Annotated in this window: 19 protein-coding genes, 1 tRNA gene, 1 other RNA gene and 1 pseudogene; 10 read left to right on the forward strand and 12 right to left on the reverse strand. The window is 62.2% G+C overall.

Annotation, left to right across the window (positions count from 1 at the left end):
* Positions 1 to 2: 2 nt before the first annotated feature.
* Entirely contained in the window at positions 3 to 875 is an 873-nt protein-coding gene (gene hchA / locus AC5P57_RS05275; protein ID WP_142807742.1) for a glyoxalase III HchA, read from the reverse strand.
* Positions 876 to 945: 70 nt separating this feature from the next.
* Entirely contained in the window at positions 946 to 1950 is a 1005-nt protein-coding gene (locus AC5P57_RS05280) for an AraC family transcriptional regulator (RefSeq protein WP_262235593.1), read from the reverse strand.
* A 26-nt stretch (positions 1951 to 1976) separates the two neighbouring features.
* Here AC5P57_RS05280 and AC5P57_RS05285 point away from each other — a divergent pair, with 26 nt between their 5' ends.
* Positions 1977 to 2669, forward strand: coding sequence for an alpha/beta hydrolase (locus tag AC5P57_RS05285; protein ID WP_262235594.1), 693 nt, complete (start codon positions 1977 to 1979; stop codon positions 2667 to 2669).
* Between the two features lie 97 nt (positions 2670 to 2766).
* Here the strand turns inward: AC5P57_RS05285 and AC5P57_RS05290 are convergent, their stop codons facing one another.
* Complete coding sequence (locus AC5P57_RS05290; protein WP_262235595.1) at positions 2767 to 4788, reverse strand: esterase/lipase family protein; 2022 nt, start codon at positions 4786 to 4788, stop codon at positions 2767 to 2769.
* Positions 4789 to 4955: 167 nt separating this feature from the next.
* On the opposite strand from AC5P57_RS05290, the pseudogene AC5P57_RS05295 reads away from it, so the two are divergent.
* Positions 4956 to 5045: pseudogene (locus tag AC5P57_RS05295) on the forward strand (isoprenylcysteine carboxylmethyltransferase family protein); the annotation flags it as partial.
* A 14-nt stretch (positions 5046 to 5059) separates the two neighbouring features.
* Here AC5P57_RS05295 and AC5P57_RS05300 read toward each other — a convergent pair.
* The 3 genes from AC5P57_RS05300 to ssrA all read right to left on the reverse strand — a co-directional run bounded on the left by AC5P57_RS05300 (position 5060) and on the right by ssrA (position 7527).
* Complete coding sequence (locus AC5P57_RS05300; protein ID WP_262235596.1) at positions 5060 to 5542, reverse strand: hypothetical protein; 483 nt, start codon at positions 5540 to 5542, stop codon at positions 5060 to 5062.
* Positions 5543 to 5623: 81 nt separating this feature from the next.
* On the reverse strand, positions 5624 to 7213 hold the full coding sequence (locus AC5P57_RS05305) for a hypothetical protein (protein WP_262235597.1): 1590 nt from the start codon (positions 7211 to 7213) through the stop codon (positions 5624 to 5626).
* Positions 7174 to 7527, reverse strand: a transfer-messenger RNA (tmRNA) gene (gene ssrA, locus AC5P57_RS05310). The genes AC5P57_RS05305 and ssrA overlap by 40 nt, the downstream gene beginning before the upstream one ends.
* A gap of 219 nt (positions 7528 to 7746) precedes the next feature.
* Here ssrA and AC5P57_RS05315 point away from each other — a divergent pair.
* On the forward strand, positions 7747 to 8499 hold the full coding sequence (locus AC5P57_RS05315) for a HipA family kinase (RefSeq protein ID WP_099483941.1): 753 nt from the start codon (positions 7747 to 7749) through the stop codon (positions 8497 to 8499).
* Complete coding sequence (locus tag AC5P57_RS05320; protein WP_495219499.1) at positions 8483 to 9373, forward strand: hypothetical protein; 891 nt, start codon at positions 8483 to 8485, stop codon at positions 9371 to 9373. The genes AC5P57_RS05315 and AC5P57_RS05320 overlap by 17 nt, the downstream gene beginning before the upstream one ends.
* 28 nt (positions 9374 to 9401) lie before the next feature.
* On the opposite strand, the gene AC5P57_RS05325 is transcribed toward AC5P57_RS05320, so the two are convergent.
* Genes AC5P57_RS05325 through AC5P57_RS05340 form a run of 4 tightly spaced genes read right to left on the reverse strand, consistent with a single transcriptional unit; the run spans position 9402 to position 10931 of the window.
* Positions 9402 to 10268 carry a site-specific integrase gene (locus AC5P57_RS05325; protein WP_262235598.1) on the reverse strand — a complete coding sequence of 289 codons (867 nt, stop codon included), beginning with the start codon at positions 10266 to 10268 and terminating at the stop codon, positions 9402 to 9404.
* Positions 10268 to 10396 (reverse strand): hypothetical protein, encoded by a 129-nt coding sequence (locus tag AC5P57_RS05330; protein WP_254919409.1) that lies wholly within the window; start codon positions 10394 to 10396, stop codon positions 10268 to 10270. The genes AC5P57_RS05325 and AC5P57_RS05330 overlap by 1 nt, the downstream gene beginning before the upstream one ends.
* 26 nt (positions 10397 to 10422) lie before the next feature.
* Entirely contained in the window at positions 10423 to 10686 is a 264-nt protein-coding gene (locus AC5P57_RS05335; protein ID WP_060379979.1) for a hypothetical protein, read from the reverse strand.
* The gene (locus tag AC5P57_RS05340; protein ID WP_262235599.1) at positions 10683 to 10931 is read right to left on the reverse strand and encodes a hypothetical protein; all 249 of its coding nucleotides are present in this window, start codon (positions 10929 to 10931) and stop codon (positions 10683 to 10685) included. The genes AC5P57_RS05335 and AC5P57_RS05340 overlap by 4 nt, the downstream gene beginning before the upstream one ends.
* A 61-nt stretch (positions 10932 to 10992) precedes the next feature.
* On the opposite strand from AC5P57_RS05340, the gene AC5P57_RS05345 reads away from it, so the two are divergent.
* On the forward strand, positions 10993 to 11400 hold the full coding sequence (locus tag AC5P57_RS05345; protein WP_262235600.1) for a hypothetical protein: 408 nt from the start codon (positions 10993 to 10995) through the stop codon (positions 11398 to 11400).
* A 127-nt stretch (positions 11401 to 11527) separates the two neighbouring features.
* Here AC5P57_RS05345 and AC5P57_RS05350 read toward each other — a convergent pair whose 3' ends face one another.
* Positions 11528 to 12001, reverse strand: a complete 474-nt coding sequence (locus AC5P57_RS05350) for a hypothetical protein (protein ID WP_262235601.1) — start codon at positions 11999 to 12001, stop codon at positions 11528 to 11530.
* 83 nt (positions 12002 to 12084) lie between these two features.
* Between AC5P57_RS05350 and AC5P57_RS05355 the strand changes: the two genes are divergently transcribed.
* From AC5P57_RS05355 to AC5P57_RS05365, 3 genes are all read left to right on the forward strand, one after another.
* Complete coding sequence (locus tag AC5P57_RS05355; protein WP_262235602.1) at positions 12085 to 12516, forward strand: hypothetical protein; 432 nt, start codon at positions 12085 to 12087, stop codon at positions 12514 to 12516.
* 216 nt (positions 12517 to 12732) lie between these two features.
* A tRNA-Met gene (locus tag AC5P57_RS05360) sits at positions 12733 to 12809 on the forward strand.
* 283 nt (positions 12810 to 13092) lie between these two features.
* Positions 13093 to 13281 carry a hypothetical protein gene (locus AC5P57_RS05365; RefSeq protein WP_262235603.1) on the forward strand — a complete coding sequence of 63 codons (189 nt, stop codon included), beginning with the start codon at positions 13093 to 13095 and terminating at the stop codon, positions 13279 to 13281.
* An 83-nt stretch (positions 13282 to 13364) separates the two neighbouring features.
* On the opposite strand, the gene AC5P57_RS05370 is transcribed toward AC5P57_RS05365, so the two are convergent.
* Positions 13365 to 14240: a hypothetical protein gene (locus tag AC5P57_RS05370; RefSeq protein WP_142807748.1), complete on the reverse strand. Its 876-nt coding sequence runs from the start codon at positions 14238 to 14240 to the stop codon at positions 13365 to 13367.
* 844 nt (positions 14241 to 15084) lie between these two features.
* On the opposite strand from AC5P57_RS05370, the gene AC5P57_RS05375 reads away from it, so the two are divergent.
* Positions 15085 to 15651: a hypothetical protein gene (locus tag AC5P57_RS05375; RefSeq protein ID WP_262235604.1), complete on the forward strand. Its 567-nt coding sequence runs from the start codon at positions 15085 to 15087 to the stop codon at positions 15649 to 15651.
* 70 nt (positions 15652 to 15721) lie between these two features.
* A complete protein-coding gene (locus tag AC5P57_RS05380; RefSeq protein WP_262235605.1) occupies positions 15722 to 16336 on the forward strand; it encodes a hypothetical protein in 615 nt (204 codons plus the stop codon).
* Positions 16337 to 16661: the final 325 nt, after the last annotated feature.

Genomic DNA, 16661 nt, shown 5'->3' on the forward strand with positions numbered 1-16661 from the left:
GTTCAGCGCTCGGCCAGGGCGTCGAGCAGGGTGCGTGCAGCCAGTTTGCCCAGCGCATTGCCGGCTAGCGGGCTGTCGCCGGTCAGCAGCAGGCGGTCCTGCAGCACGCTGCCATCGATGCCATCGTTGACGATCTGCACGCCCTGCTGCGCCAGGCGCTCACCGAAGAACCACGGCAGTTGCCCGGGCATGTAGCCGATCTCCGGCGTCTGCCGGTCCATCGCATCGGGGAAGGCGCAGATGCGATAACCGCGGAACAGCGAACCGCCGTCGGCTTCGTCCACGCCTGCAGCGAGCAGTGCGGCCGGGCCGTGGCACAGGGTGATGATGTGGCGTTGCTGGGCCATCGCCCAGTGCAGGACGTCCTTCACTGCACGGCTCTGCGGCAGTCCTATCAGGGCGCCATGGCCGCCGGGGATGAACACTGCGGCATAGTCCGAATCCGCAGCAAGCCCGGCGACCACCTCATCCAACGGCAGTGGCTGGCGGAAACGCGACGCGTAACGTTCGTACAGTCCGCCGATTTCCTTGTCCTCGCGCGGGAACGCCCACCACTCGAATTTGGCGGCGTTGCCCGACAGCGTGGCCACATCGATGTCAAAGCCGGCCTTGTCCAGGTGGTACATCGGCAGCAGGGTTTCCACTGGATGGTTGCCGGTGGAGAACAGGTGGCCGTTGGCAGTCGGCAGGTAGCGTTCGTCCGCAGCAATCATCAGCACCTTCCAGCGCCCATCGCGGCGCGCGTCGGGATAGTCGGCACCGGACAGGTCGCTCCTGGGCGAGGTGAACTGCGACAGCGAGTAGGGCGACGGGAAGAAGGCATCGCGCTCGGCCGGGTCGGGGCTGGGCTGGCGGCTGGGCTCTTGCGTGTTCATGCGGACCTCCTGCGGGGAATGTGAGGCCAGCATAGGAGGACGGGTGCGCACGCGCGATGAGGGATTTCCCTCAGTCGGATGTCGCCGGTGCCTGTTGGCGCCAGGCATTCGGGCTCATGCCGAACGCGCGGCGGAACGCACGACTGAATGCGGGTTCGGACAGATATCCGACATCTCCGGCAATCTGCGACACCCGTCGGTTGCCACTGCGCAGCATCTGCGCGGCCAGCTGCAGTCGTGATTCAGCGAGATAGCGCATCGGCGACATGCCGGTGGCCAGGCTGAACCGCTGCGCGAAATTCGAGCGGGACTGATTCAGGCACGCAGCGAGTGACTCGACGGTCCATGCGTGCGCGGGCCGGGCCTGCATCAACGCCAATGCCCGTCCAATCAGTGGGTCGGCCAAGGCATGCAGACGCTGGCAGTTGTGCGGACCGGACGTTCCGAGCCAGTAGCGCAGGGTCCAGACAAACAACAGGTCGAGCAGGCGTGACAGCATCAAGCCGCTGCCCAGCGTAGGCCGGGACGCTTCCGCCTGGATCGCGGCCAGGGTTACCGCCATCCAGTCGGCCGAGTTGGCAGGAAATCCGCTTGGCATCCGGTCCACCCCTGGAACATGCAACCAGCCGGGCAGGGCATCGAGCAGCAGACGGCTGCCAGGGCCATCGAACCCGAACGATGCGGTGGTCAGGCAGGCCGGCCCCTGCGCGTCGGCGGCGCAGTCGATGCGATGCGTCCGGCCATGCGGCATCAACAGCAGCTCGCCGGTCTGCAGTGGCACCACCGCGGCATCCGCATGCAGCCGCGCCGTGCCGTGCTCGATGAAGTGGAAGCACCCCTTGCCTTCGGCAATGGCGAGTGATCCGCCGGGCTGCATGACGTTGCGGCTGATGTCGCCGCCCTGCATGCGCGACGACTGGAAGATCGCAAACAGTGCGTCGGATCCAGCCTGGAGCGATTCGGTGTTGTGGAGCCTTGGCATGGTTTTCAGGAGTCCGTGCATCGCCGCTGGCGGGTGCGATCCGTAGTCTGGTCGGGTGGCTTCAGGCAGCGCAGGCTGCTGCCAGCCAACCATCCCATCCAAGTGAGGAGTCCTGCAAGATGAGCAAGCCAAGCATCATTCTGGTTCATGGTTTCTGGGGCGGTGCCGCGCATTGGGCCAAGGTGATCCTGGAGCTCGATCGCCGGGGTTTCCACGACCTGCATGCCGTGGAACTGCCCCTGACGTCGCTGGCCGACGACGCGGAACGCACCCGTCGCATGATCCGCCAGGTGCAGGGGCCGGTGCTGCTGGTCGGCCATTCCTATGGTGGCGCGGTGATCTCCGAAGCTGGAAACGAACCCAACGTGACCGGCCTGGTCTTCATCGCCGCGTTCGCGCCGGATGCGGGCGAGAGCCCCGGCGGCATTACCCAGCAGCAGTTGCCCGAGGCGGCGGCCAACCTGGCGCCGGACGGTGACGGCTACCTGTGGCTGCAGCCGGGCAGGTTCCACGAGAGCTTCTGCCAGGACCTGCCGGCCGACGAGGCGCGCGTAATGGCGGTCACCCAGAAGGCACCTCTGGCGAGCACCTTCGGCGATGCCATCAGCGATCCGGCGTGGCGGCACAAGCCGAGCTGGTACCAGGTCTCCAGCGCCGATCACATGATCCATCCCGACAACCAGCGCCGCATGGCGGCGCGCATGCAGCCGCGTGCCACCATCACGCTGGATGCCAGTCATGCATCGCTGGCGTCGCAGCCGGTAGCGGTGGCCCAACTGATCACCGACGCTGCGTCCGACGGACAAGGCTGAGTATCCCGGTCTGCCGCAGTGGCGGTGTTCCGGCAAGCCTGGGCACCGCCGCTGTGATGCGGCCGCGCGGGACGGCCAGCGGCCGTGATGAGGTGGGTTACTTGTTCTGGCGCTCGTGCTCCTGCATGTCCTCATGCAGGATCCGCCGTAGTTCGACGATGGCCGGCGTGGCTTCCTGCACGCTGTGCCCGGACACGATCACCTTCTCCGAGTCCGCGTGCGGCAGGTGAGAGCTCCAGTAGGGCACCAGCCCGTCGTCGGTCTTTTCCAGCGGACCATCGGCCTTGGCGCGCGCGATGATCGAGTGGTAGTGCACCTTCGGCGACATCGGCAGGTCGGCCACGGCGCGGACGAAGGGATCGTCCTTGTCCAGATTCTGGATGCTGTTCATCTGGTAGCCGTGCTTGCCGTCGTTGCGATCGATCTGGCCGTCGTTGGCGATGGTAGCGACGTCTTCCAGCACGGTCAGCGGCAACCGCACCAGGCGCCCGATCCAGCGGCCCAGGCGGGTGCCGGCCACATCGGTGCCGCGGTGTGGCGTGGCGATGAACACCACCCGCGACACTTCCGGTTCCGGCAGGAAGGTCAGCACCGGTGCGCCCTTGGTGCGCAGAAGTTCCTGCTGTGCAGGTGTCATCTGAGCGGTTGCCAGCAGCGTGTCCACCAGATGATCGCCGGAAGAGGAGATCATCAGCCGCGCGATCACGCCACCCATGCTGTGCCCGACCAGCACCATGTCATGCGACGCCTGCGCCTTGCCGCTGGGATCGAAATGCTTGAACACCTCGTCCAGCGTATGACGCATTGAATCGTGGCTCATCGCGATGGGCATGTTGGTCGGGTAGTAGAACTGCCAGACCTGGAAGTCCTGGCGGATCTCGTCGTCGCGCATCAGCTCGTTGGCGACGTTGACCCAGGCTTCCGGACTGCTGGCCAGGCCATGGATCATCAGCAGCACGCGGCGGTTCGGGTCGTAGGGCTGCATCATGTACAGATGCGGCGTGTCGATGCCGCCCTTGCCACCAAACAGCGAACGCAGCGATTGGTGGCTGAAATTGGAGCGCGCCAGCCAAAGTGCGTAGCCTGCGGTGAAGTTCGCGGCCAATGGCACCTGCTGGCCATGCAGGGTGACTTCGGTGACCTGGTAGGGGTCGTGGATCTCCAGCTCCGGCTCGTCGTCGTGCAGCACTTCCCACAGGTTCTTTCCGGAGAAGCGCAGCAGCACCGTCATCGACGGCGACGGCATCTCGCTCCAGCTCTGCGTGGCCGAAGTGCTGGCCTGCGTATCAGGCGTCGCTGCCGGCGGCGTGGTGGTCGTGGCGGCTGCAGGATCGTCCATCACCGCCACAAGTTCGGCACCGAAGCCATCGCGGCGATGCACGCTGCGCAGCGTGCCGGTGAACGACAGCGAGGCCGCCGGTACCAGTTCGGTGGGCGTGCGCGTATCCAGCGGTGATGCCTCGCCTGAAGGCGCCAGTACGAAGGTCCAGCAGCCCAGCTGGAAATGGCTGGCTTCAGCATGCACGCGCCCGGTGGCATAGGCGTTGTACAACTGCACCGAGGCTTCCTGCACGGCCAGGTTGTAGTAGTCGCGCACCTGGGTCTGGCGGTCTTCGAAACCGCGCTGGTTGGCCGTGCGCTCGGTGAAGAACAGGTAGGCGTAGGCCTGCCGTGCGACCTGCATCCACGCGTCCAGGCGCGGCTGGAAGTCGGCATCCAGCTCGGTGATCGCGCGCTTGGCACGGCCGGAGGTGGAGTATTCACGCTTCGGCGCGGGCAGGGTCATCGCATACTGCAGCCACAATTCGGCCAGGCTCGAACGCTTGTCCTCCTCGCGCACCACGATGCTGCCTTCCATCGCTTCGATGCAGGGCAGGCCCGGCTTGGCGCAGACGCCTTCATCCAGGCCGGCCACGCGCAGCGTTTCCATCGTTGCCGAGCTGAGCTTGCCGGTGGTGAGGATGTCACCGCGCTTGAGCGCGATGTACTGGGCGGGCGTGACCGAGGCCACCTGCACCGAGGGGCCGAACTGGCGCAATGTCGCGCAGCCGCCCAGGGTGAGCAGCACGGTGATGATGAGGGTCGTGCGGCCGATGAAGCCCAAGCCCGTGGTAGCCATACGATCCTCCTGCGCGGTCGCGCCACTCTAGCGGTCGGCCTGTCAAAGCGGAAGATACCGGGCGGTCGGTTTGGGCCCCTGAGCCGCTGCCATGCAAGCGATTCAGGCAGTTCCGTGTGACACTGGAGTGAATGGAGCGATGCAGGAACTGCGATGACGTGGCTTGCTTGCAGATCATGCCGGAAGAGCGGGCGTTGCTGGCCCGCTTCCCCGAGGTGTATCCGTTGTTCTGCCAACGTGTGCGGCGTTGGCTGTAGCGGGGATCAACCCGCTACCGGGTGATCTGGCACTTCACGGCCGCGGAATAGCCTTCGTAGTCGTCGCCTGCGATCACGTGCAGGGTGTGTCGCTTGTCGATGGCCTTCACGTATGAAGGTTCCTCCGTGTTGGCGTGTTCGTTGACCGTGGTCACTGACCACGCCTTGGCCAGATGCCTGGAGTCAACGCCGTTCAAATAGACGAAGAGGCTCTTCTCGCCCTCGGCCACGTTCACATCGGCACTGGTGACGGTACCGCCGAACAGGGCGACCGGCTTGTCCTCCGGCTCGAAGGTGCCACCCGGTTTCCTGGCCAGGCCGGCGGCCTGCAGTGCATCGATGGCGTCGGCCTCGCTGAAGTTCGAGCCGGCCCTGCAGGCCAGCAGGGCTTCCAGCGTAGCGGTGCCAGCAGGCGCAATGGCTGGTGCGGCGGCGTGCGTGGCCGGAACTGTGGTGAATGCGGCGAAGAGCAGGGTGAGGGCGAGGGGGGCTTTCATGGCAGATCCTTCAATGTGCTGCGGGATAGCCGGTGGCGGGGCGAACAGACCCCGGCCACCGGCCACATTCGGCGTGACGGGTCAGTCGAACCAGACCAGCGGCATGTCGGCATTGAGCGACATGTGGCGGAAATCTCCCAGTACCTGGGCCACGGCCTGCACGGTGTGGCAGCCCGTTCCCAGCGCGGACGATCCCGCGCTCAGGTAGCTGGCGGAGATGGTACGGGTGCTGACCGAGTCCGGCCTGGAACCCAACTGCTGGGTACCGAGGCTGCCCACCTGCTGGCCATCGATCTTCAGGAACAGGAACACGCTGCCGCCGCCGTCGTTCGGGTCACCCTGCACACGGGACTTCGTCGAGAACAGCACCACCCCGTTGTGCCCCTGCGGGATGCAGACCTGGCCCTCACCAATGACCACCTGCGAGCCCACCGACGGGCAGCCGGGCGCGAAGCCATTGGTCCCGACGCAGACATAGGCGAAGCGGCGGTAAGGGCCCGCGGCGGCGTAGTTGAATCCTGGATTCAAGCCCTTTCCGGCCACGCCAAAGCCGTTGGCCAGCGTCACCAGTCGGGAGTTGGCGCCGAACTTGTACTTTACGTTGTTGGTGTTGGCGTCCTGCGGCTGGTAGTAAGGCGATTCGGACGCGACGAAGCTGACAGTGCTGTAAGCCGGCGGATTGACGAACAGGCCCTGCGAATAGAAGGGAGCCTGCGTTTCGGCGCCACTGAAGATGTCATTGATCGACCAGGTCATCGATTCGATGCCGGGTTCCTGCTCGTTCAGGAAAATCCCCAGCATGCCGTCGCCGTAGCTGCCCCACGCGAACGCGCGGCCGGAAGCCATGGCCACGATGGGGCCACCGGGATTGCCGGCCTGGGCGGTCATCAGCAGCTTGCGGTCCTTGGCCTGCAACGCCATTCCTTCAGGGCTGCCGACGGTATTGAAGTCCAGCTGCGTGGTGTCACTCGCAAGGCTGCTGTTGGTTACCGAGCCTGCGGAGGTGATGAGCACGGAGAGGTTGCTGGCAGAGCCGAAATTGACGGCCGAACCGATGGCCTGACCGGCCAGGTTGACCGTATGGCGTCCGGCAGGCAGGTATTTGGCACCGATGACATTGAAGGAATGCTGCTGGGCCGACGTCGACTGCCGCCAGTCGATGTAGCTGTCGTTTGAGACCACCTCACCGTTGATGGTGATGTAGGCATTGGCGGCAGAGCTGCCGCCAGGGAAGTACCGTCCATCCGACTGCACGTACACCCAGCCGGGGGCGCTCAGATCGATGGTGCTTGAAAGCAGGGTTGCCGTGCCGGGTTGTACGCGCTGGTCAGCGGCCAGCTGCAGATAACGGGACCCTGGCGTGGCAGCGGAAGCCTGCCCCAGTGCCAACGCCACGGCCAAGCCCACAAACAGTGTGATGCGTTTCATCTGATGTCCTTTCAGGTGTCGGGTCACGTCGTGTGACGCAGGGACTCTACTGGATCCGGATCCCAGCTTCTGTGACTGGCTCCCGATGCGGGTGGCATTGGGGATGTCGGAACAGCAGATGGGGCACCATCTTCGGAAAACAAAAAAGCCGGAACTCCGTTGCGGGAGATCCGGCTTCTTGCGGCCTCGACAGGCCATACAGATGGTGGAGGTGGGCGGAATTGAACCGCCGTCCGAAGGCACTCCATCCCCAGCACTACATGCTTAGCTCGCCGTTGAATCTCGTCCCCGAACAGCACGGCGTGCAAAGCGCATCCGGGAACCAGCCTGTTGTGTTCTAGTGCCGGACTGACAGGCAGCCACCCAGCGCGATTCCATGATAGTGACTCTACACCGCGAGCATGGACACAAGCGGTTTCGAGGCTTAGGCCTTAAGCGGCCAGAGCGTAGTTGTCGTCGTTGGCAACTAGAGTTTTGCAGCTGGATTTACGAGGAAAGCTACCCCCTCGGCATGCGCCAGGCGACTTCACAACCCCCGTCGAAACCAATGCACCCCCGGTTTCTTCAAGTATTGCAAGGCTTTTGGGGTCAATGCTGGCAAAAAGCTGGCACCGACCCTGCCTAACGACCCGAATAGTACGGCAATCTTCCTGAACAGTCACGCTTGCCCTCTCCCAAGTCGCGCTACCCGGTGCGGTGGTCGACAGTGACGGTAGTCAAGCCCTGAGATATGCTCCCGGAATCGTTCAGCAAGGGATGCTGATGAGGGGGGATCGATGCTGCAGTTTGGCACCTTGGTGAATTCGCTGGGCCTGGCTGGCACCGGCATCAATGACGCCGTTAGAGGGGTTGTCCGGACATCGTCGGGAGACGTCGAGGCCTACGTGAAGCGACTGGCTAGCTCCCGGGAGGTCCTGGTGGAGGTCGCCTGCGCGGTGATGGCTCGCCAATTGGACCTCCCAGTACCCCAGCCCTTGCTTGTGTACGTCCCAGAGCATATGGGTGGGCCGTACGTGGCCTATGGCAGCGTCGCCGCCGGGAACGGGGATCTGTCTGCCTTCATAGAAGGCGGGCAGCTTCAAGTGATTCTTGATCAATTGCGTGCGTGGCCTGGTTTAATCAAGGCTGCATGCTTTGACGAGTGGATCGCAAACTGCGATCGACATGAGCGCAACATCCTCTATAACGGTATCGGCGAGTTCTGGCTTATCGATCATGGTTTGGCCGTAAACGCCGCGCTCCCTGTGGATGAATTGGCGCCGCAGAACATCCTTTTCGACGTGGCGGTACGTGACAGAGCAGAGAACGAGCTGCTCCGAATGCGGCCCGTTGCTTTAGGCGTAATGGAGGCGTTTCAGGAGAAGCCGACCTCGCAGAGGGATCTCGGCCTGCCCACGGGACTATGGCCTGATGAAGAGGCAGATTCGGTGCTCGCGTGGCTTGCGTCCAGGCAGGCGCATCTGATGCGACTGGCTAGCGAGAGAATTCCGGCAATGCAGAGCGAGATGTTCGATGGCCATCACCGCTGACTTTCGGATGTTCCCACCTGTTCCGAACGTCCAAGCGACGTGGGCGCCGCTGTACATAGAGCCGATGCACGGTAGCGGAGAGCGAATCGTGATCGCCACTGCTGCCGTGGATGGCAGTGGCGCTTTCCACGTGCACGCGACGCTGTCGGCTCGAGTTCTGCAGTGCATGTACGGCGATCGGGCGGAAGTGCTCGACGGACTAATAGACTTGGCCGTTGATGTCCTCCAGGCGTACCTAGCGACCGGCGGAACGCTGGATAGCTGGGTGCCGCCTTTCCGATCCTGTCATTTGGGGGCTGCCCGCAGCGCAATGGGAGCTGACCTCGAGCAGATCGCCCGCAGCGGAGCGACTTTGACTTCAAGCTTGGCCGCCAAGTTGGCGGAGAGCAGCGTCGAGCAGACCTCGGAGTCGGGTGGAACTGGGCTCGATATTGATAGGTGGGTTCAGCAGATTCGCGATCGAGTTTGCGGTCAGAGTCCGCACTTGGATGCGCGCTTCAATGGCGAGGTCGTAGTGCGGAAAGGGGCCGCTCCAACGCGAATCGGATATTTGGGGGAGCGAATCGCCGCCAATTTCGACATGCTGATTCCAGGTTCCAACCTCTCCACCCGACGCATCCGATCAAAGTCTCGCTTGGTGGATCTACAAATTCTGAAAGACCAGTTGGATGTCCTTGCGCCAAGGACCACCTATGAACTTTTGCTTTGGATCCCGGAGAGGGACTCGCCGGGCTTCTCGCAAAGGCAGCTTGATGCAGCCCATGGTGCTCTGTCGGAGCTTGAGGCATTCGCGGATGAACATTCGCTCATGGTGCGTTCCTACAGCCGCGCCGATGAGGCGGCGCAGCGAATTCTGAAGGCGGAATTGGCCTAAAGGCAGCACCTGGCGTCCATGTTTGTACCTAGGTAGCGGTTGCCCAGACCGCTGCGGCCTTGGCGCCGGCATCGGGGACCATCGATGGGATCCACCGGCCGTACTTCTTGGCGGTGATCGTCCAATCGCGGTGCCCCATCTGCCTCGCGACCCACATGACGTTCTCGCCGGCGCTCAATGCCTGGGAAGCGAAGGTGTGGCGCATCTGATACGGGTAGCGGTACCGGACCTCTGCCTTGCGCAGCGCGCGCTGCCATTCGCCGGCGCGGATGCTCTGGTCCGACCCCCACCGGGCGTTCGTCCTGGGATCGTGGAAGACGAACTCGCCGGCGGTGGCGGTGTGGGCGCGCTGAGCCTTCAGGGCATCGATCGCCGGTTGCAGCAGCTGCACCTCACGCACGCCGGACTCGGTCTTCGGGGCCTTCATCTTGCCCATTACCCAGGCGCGCCGGATCTTGACCGTTCCCTTTCGCCAGTCGATGTCCGACCAGCAGAGGCCGATCATTTCTGAGGTGCGCAGGCCCGTGGCGAAGTTGAACTGGCAGTAGTTGCGGACCTGGTCCTCGCGGCAGGCGGCCAGGATTGCCTGGACTTCCTCCGGCGTGAACGGGTCGACCTCTTCGCGCGCATTGGCCCTGGCGCGCCGCTTCACCCTGAATCCATCGAGGGGATTGCTGGGGATCAAATCGTCGGCGACGGCCTCGTCGAGGGCGCCGCGAAGCGGCCCCAGGACGTTGTTGATGCGCTTGGCCGACGTCGACTCGGCGAACGTGGCCACCAGCTCCTTCAGGGCGATCCGGTCGAAGTTACGCAGGGCGATCGCTCCGCAGCGCGGCACCAGGATGTTCTCGACGATGCGCCGGTAGGTGAACATCGTGAGGTTGCGGAAGAACATCAGGTGTCTCCGGTCTGTTCAGAGGTGACGCTGCTGCCTTCGGGCAGCTCGGAAAGGCCCAGGGTGTAGAGCGCGTCGTCGATCGCTGCCTGCTCGGCTTCTGCGATGACGCTGTGCGGTCTGACCACGCCCGGGATGTGGACGTGGAAGAGCCTCACGGTTTGCAGGCCTCGGCAATGCGCTGGAACTTTCGCGCCCAGGTGGCCAGGTCGGGCTTCATCCCCGCGCTCCAGGCGATCTGGAAGATCGAGCCGAAGCGGATCCGCAGCGCGCGCCACTGGTCTGGTGGTGCGATACACACCGCGCGGTGGTAGCGCTGCACGCGCGCTGCGGCAGTGATCGCCGGCGGCATGCGGTCCAGGTCGTGCTGCAGGATTGCGTCGACGCCGTGGCCCAGCAAGTGCAGGTCTGCAGTCATGACATCGCCCTCCCGTGCACTACCCAGAACAGGTCGGTCAGTGCCGGCGGCACCGGGGACATGGCGCGGGCTTCGTAGAAGGCGGCTTCGATGATCTGTTCGAATGTGCGTCCGTCAGGCGCGCGCGCAGCCTCGCCTTTGACCTTCAGCATGCCGGCGAGGTAGTCCTTGCTGGCGGCGCTTAGATTGGCGACCAGGTCATCGAGGTCGATCTCTGCGTCGACGGTCATGTTCACGGTGGTCATGACAGCACCGCCCGGGATCCGAGGGTTGCGAACACGCCCAGCACGAAGCCGGCGGCGGTACATGCGTAATTCGCTGGAGAAGCACACCGCGCTCGCCGTAGCGACCAGGATGGGCCCCGCCGTGATCGCACGGCTCTCCCTCGCTGCCTACCGTCAGGTGGCCAAGGACGTGCGTGCAATGCGGCCGCGGCCTCTGGATCTCGGCAAGCCCGCCGATCGCTGGCGCCTTCGCCTGGTGATCTATGACGCGGCGCACGAGCTGGTGTGGCCGGAGCGGCGTCAGCCGTTCGCCGGCTTGGCCAAGTCCGCCAAGATGCGCAAGGGCAACTACATCAAGGCCCACAAGTGCGCCAGCGCTGTCCTGCAGGAAGCGCTTCATGGCGGCAGGAAGGGATTTCGCAAAGCTCTGTGGCTCGGCCAGCCCGTGCGCGACCATGCGGGAGAATGCGATGCAGTGGACCGGGCTTGATACCGGCGTTCAGTTCGTCTGGTTCATAGCATGCAGCTCGGCTGATAGGTGTCCTTCCTCGGCGGCACAGCTTCACCATCGGAACTGACTACCCCCATGTGGAAGGGGTCGCCCGGCAGCGGGCACTTCAGTGCTCAAGGCTGAGATAGGGAGCAAAAAGTATCGGTACGCTGCGCAGATGCAACAGAGCGAACTCGCGCGCCTCGTAGAGCTCCAGCACTTTTGCCTTGCGCTCGTCACCTTCGGTACCTTCCAGTTCGTCTCTGGCTAGGCCCAAGTCAGAAAGGCTCGACAGAAAGCCATCCTTGCACTTGAGCTTCTTTGTGAGCTTCGGGCCGAACACCCATTCCAGATCGCCCAACATCGAGCGGAGTTCCACATTCGCGTGGCTCGCATCCCCGGTGAATACCTCCTGAGCGAGTTCCATGAATCGATCGTAGAGATTCACTCGACGGTCGAACAGGTCAGCCTTCAACTTGTTGCGGGCGGTGGCAGCCTGACGAAGTGCTATCACCGCAACTGCGACTGCGACCGCAATCTGGCCTATTGCAGTGAAGAGTTTGATCTGAAGATCGGTCATGCCTAGTACGGTCTCAACCATTGCGACTTCCTCCCTGTATTGGCCGGGATTGTCGCATTTGTTAAGGTTTGTTAGGGCCATTTCGGCCCGTACAAGGAGCGGTAATGTCAGGACAAGGTTTTACTGTGTCAGGGGCCATGGTCACAGCCGAAGAGGCGTTGCGTGTAGCAGCTGCCACGATGAATGCGAACCTCAGCTCACTCGCTCCGGTACTCCGCGGAAGCGTCGCTTGGGAATTTGCCTTGCGACTGAGCGTCCAAGGTGCGACCAAAGTCGAGCAAAGGGTGAAAGTGTGGCCGGCCAAGGGCGACGGAAAAGGATATCGTTTCGCTCGCAGCTTGCTGGTCGATGCTCCTGGGATGAGCGCCCGGGACAGTGGCGAAGGTCAGGCCAATCTGGTTATTGATGCACTTCTGGAATCAATGGAAAGGACGTTGCAGCCAATCCAGAGTGCTTTGGCCGCGCGATTGCCTTTCGATCCTGCCTGGATTCAGGACAACCCCTCCTATCATCTGTCGCCCAGCGCTGATGGCTGATCGAGAAGCTGCTCGAGGAAAGGCGAAACGTTCACCAAGCTGACCTCACTTGTTCCTCATGAGGAAGTTTTTTTCCTCATGAGGAACCGCAGTTGCCTCGGGAACCGAAAGTAGGTTTGAATTCCTACAGTGGGCGTTCTTATGGGCGCCACCATTCAAAGGCCGTTGATTGACCAGGACGTGGGAGTCCACTGGTTGATCAGCGGCCTTCTTGTTTGCGGGGTAGAGCAGTCCGGCAGCTCGCGTGGCTCATAACCACGAGGTCGGTGGTTCGAATCCACCTCCCGCTACCAAACGGCCGGTAGTCATGGCCACCACTCAAGCCAGCACATAGGCCGTCGTGAGACGCGCCGCTGGTGTCCGCGCGACCTTGCAACCGCGGTAGTGGTGGGCCATGCCGGCCTCCTTTCATTGGGGGAACCGCGGTGAGCATCAAAGAGCAGATCACAACGGACCTGGCGGTCGCAGGTTCGAAGATCGGGGCGGCCGTGAGCGTCACCGCTGCGACCTACTCGCCGGGCTACACCCTGAGCGACTGGGCGCCGGCACTCCCGCCGTCAGGCGCTGGAGAAGGGCATGGAAGATGAGCGGCACAAGGCTCAGGTGGTCTCTATGGAGGCCTTCAAGGCAGGCCGGGTAGGGCAGATCCCGCCGGAACTGCTGGACATGTATGACCAGCTGACACGTGACCAGCACGCGCTGGCGCGGACCTCGTTCGTGCTCCTCGCGGCAATGCGGAGACAATTGGGCTTGCCGGAACTGTAGTGCGCTTACTTGAACCTCAACGAAAAGGGCTCCCCAAAACGGGAGCCCTTACAAAGCAATCCGCAGTGAATCGCGCTGCTGCGTCAGTATGCGACGCACTGGACTGGGCCACCGCCGGCACTGCTGCAAGCAAAACGTGTGTGGCTCACTGGTCCGCTGACCGGAATGCCGTTCTGATGAGCCCAGACAAGGAAGTTCTGTAGATCTGTAGATGGCGGACCCTGGAAATTGTATTCACGATAGCCGTCACCGGCGAAGTCCTCCCTTTTCTCTGGGATCGAGTTGTTGTGCCCGTCACGAGCACTGTTGGGTATCCGTTCCCACATTTTACTGTCGTAGTTGTAGGTAATAAGAACTGTTGTCTTATCGTGGAACTCCAAGCGAACGTAAACTTGCGAGCTTTTCGATCCCAGCCAAACCGCCGGGTTGAAAACGCGAATGACACTCTGGCCGCCAGCAATGAAGGAGGGGAATTTCGTCTCCATCCAGGCATGAACGTTGTTCATTTTTGAGGAGTTGGAGATGGCCTCGTAGGCATTCTCCGGGAGGTCATGGCCGGTTGCCGATGCCCGTGCCGACTGGACACGCAGTGTCGCTCTGCTTGCTGCGCTCATATCAGAGGCGATCACATCAATAGGAACCTTGAACTCCAGGGAGCCGCCGTTCCTCTGGTAAAGATAGACGAGTTCCGCGTAATAGTCGGCTAGGTCGGGGTTGACCGGAAGCTCGATAATACGGAGATCAGGCATGATAACGAATGAATTGATCTCTCCAGTGGACAGGCTGAACACAGCCACGCCTCCAAAGTCAATTTCACTTCTAGCAGCCTCGATTTTTTGCTGGTAACTACATCCTTCGCATTGGGCTGCCGCAACTGCCTGTGCAGAGGCGTTGTCGACTGCCCCTGCGCCAACCACCAAAACCACACTTGCCAATAGTCCCTTCAGCATGACGTTCATCCTTATCACTGTTTCAGTAGAAAAGAATGAGCAATCTCAAGATCACGGCGATGAAGACGCCAATTGAGAGCGCTCGAACGGGTCTGGACGTATTGCGCAACCAAAGGGCCGCGATAAGAGATGAGAGCAAAGCGACGCCACAGGACCACCACAGCAAGTGGCCACTCACAGTGAAAGTGGCACCAAAGCACAACACGGCCACTAGGCTCAGAAGTACGGCAAGCGAGCCACTACGCTTCAGATACATGCTCTTGACCCCTCGAGAGAGCAATTCGCCCGCAGCCTAAGTACACCAAATGAGAATGAGTGTCAATATCATGTGCGGTGGGGTGCGCTAGCATCTGGACGTAGTCGTAGGCTGCCAGCTTGCAGGTGGCGCAGAGGCAGGCAGTCGCGAGTGTGGCAATAGAGTGTTCGCAATCGCAGCCGCTGCGAACGCAATTCGTATCCTCCCGGCCATGCCGCTTCCCGCCTCCTTCTACTGGACCACACGCTCTGCCAGCAGGCCGGACGATCCGCTGACTGTGATTGCCTGCCAGGGCGTCTGGGTCTTGTCCATGACCGAGCGTGTCGATGATGGCATCTGGGTCGCGCACCTCGATCGACATCGGTATGGTCCTAATGCACCAGCTACGAGCTGGGTCGCGCCGGCGCCGAGCTCTGGGTGGCGAGGCACGAGGCGAGGCTGCGGGACGACGTCGCAAAGATCGTCGGGTGGCGAGAAGCGATCCGAGGCAATCGGCTGGCCAAGGGCCGCTTGAAGCCTCCGTTTCCGGGGATGGATTCGTAGGACCTGCACCGTCCGGCATTGCTCTGCTAGAGTTCCTGAACGAAAGGGGGCGTTATGTCAGGACGCTGGCAGGGAATTGCGTTTGCGATAGCGGCCGTGGTCGTTGCAATTGTGACGGCGTGGGTGGGCTATTGGATGGGGTTCGCTGGGCAATTGCCGAGCGACGCCTTGCTGCGAGCAGATCGCCACCTCAGCGGCCTACTGAAAGCCGCAGCTCTCTTCACTCCGCTGTTCATCCTCTACCTGACGTGGAGGAACTGGCTGACCGCTCGGCACAAGATCAAGGTTGATCTGTTCGATCGACGATGGGGGCTGTGGCGCGAAGTCGAGCGAATCTACTCGGAGACCATTGAGGGCAGGGATTTCACTAGGCCATTGCAACTCAGCGCCATCCACGCATCGTGGCAGGCGCAGTACCTCTTCAGTGACGCTGCCGGAAATTACCTGCGCGATAGCTTCTTCGCGGATTTGAATGCTTGGTCGCTGGAAATGAATCGATCGGTTGAATCCGAACAAGAGGCTGCTTGGTCGAAACGGGTGGACGAGCTGAACGACAGGCTTGGCAATCATCCTTTCCGGTTTCACAAGGTGGTTGGCCAGCAGATGACGATTCGAGAGTGAGTGCCCAAAGGGCCGCGGTGAACGGCCAAAGCTTCAGGTGGGGTGGCAGAAGATCCTGGGAGGGTTGAAGATGCTGGAGGCTTTCTTCCTGGCGACCGCCAAGGCGGCGCCGGCGACCACTGCCGCGGCGAGTGCCGGTGAGGACTGGAAATGGCTAGTGCCGGTAGCCACGCTGATCTTGGGCTTCGGTCTGAAGTGGTTCCAAGACTGGGTGACGGAGAATCGTCGCGAGAAGGCTCAGAAGCTGCTACGGCAGGAGCAGCGGTTTGATCAGATGCGGGCTCGTCGCATCGACGCCGAGCGGGCGAATCTTCTCGCACTGCAGCCGATGCTGCTCCGCTTGTTCCGGGCGGTGGGGCTGATCCAGCTGGCATTCCGGCGCCACCACGAGAAAACCGGCGAATGGCGTCTTTCCCAGTACCCGGATGGCCTCGGGGAAGAGCTGCGACAGGCCTTCGCAGACATAGTACCGATCAGGGCCAGACTGCACTCCGATGCTATTGCCGGCAGCATCGATCAGCTCAATTCGGCGATCGTTGGTAGGAACGAGGCAGGCACAAAAGAAAGTGCGGAGGAGCAGTTTCAGTTCATCGACCTGAGCTATCAGCTGCTTCAGGTGGCAATTGGGGGCGAGATCCGGCGCCTTGAGGATGAGCACCGTCAGCTAGATGACTCCCCTTACTGAGCACGCCTCTCTGCCGACTTGCCAGCTTCAAAAGCTGGCAAGAAAGCTGGCAAGTTGCTGCCAATCCATGCCCATTTCTGCCCATACGGCAGTCATGAACAAAAAAGCCCGTCAAGCTAAGGCATTGATGAGCTTCGTTATTTCTGCTTCCTGGAAACCGGCGCCGATGGCGTCACGGGGACAATGCACCCCCGGTTTCTACAGTGCTGCAAGGTGCAGGGCCGATTCCGTGTCGCCACGGGCAGGGCCTGCCCAGCGCCGCGAGTGTTACGGCAATACGGCTGAACAGTCACGCACGGGAGTCGGAACTTGGAAATACACGATG

It is taken from the genome of Stenotrophomonas sp. YJH_SMC_79 (assembly GCF_059367995.1).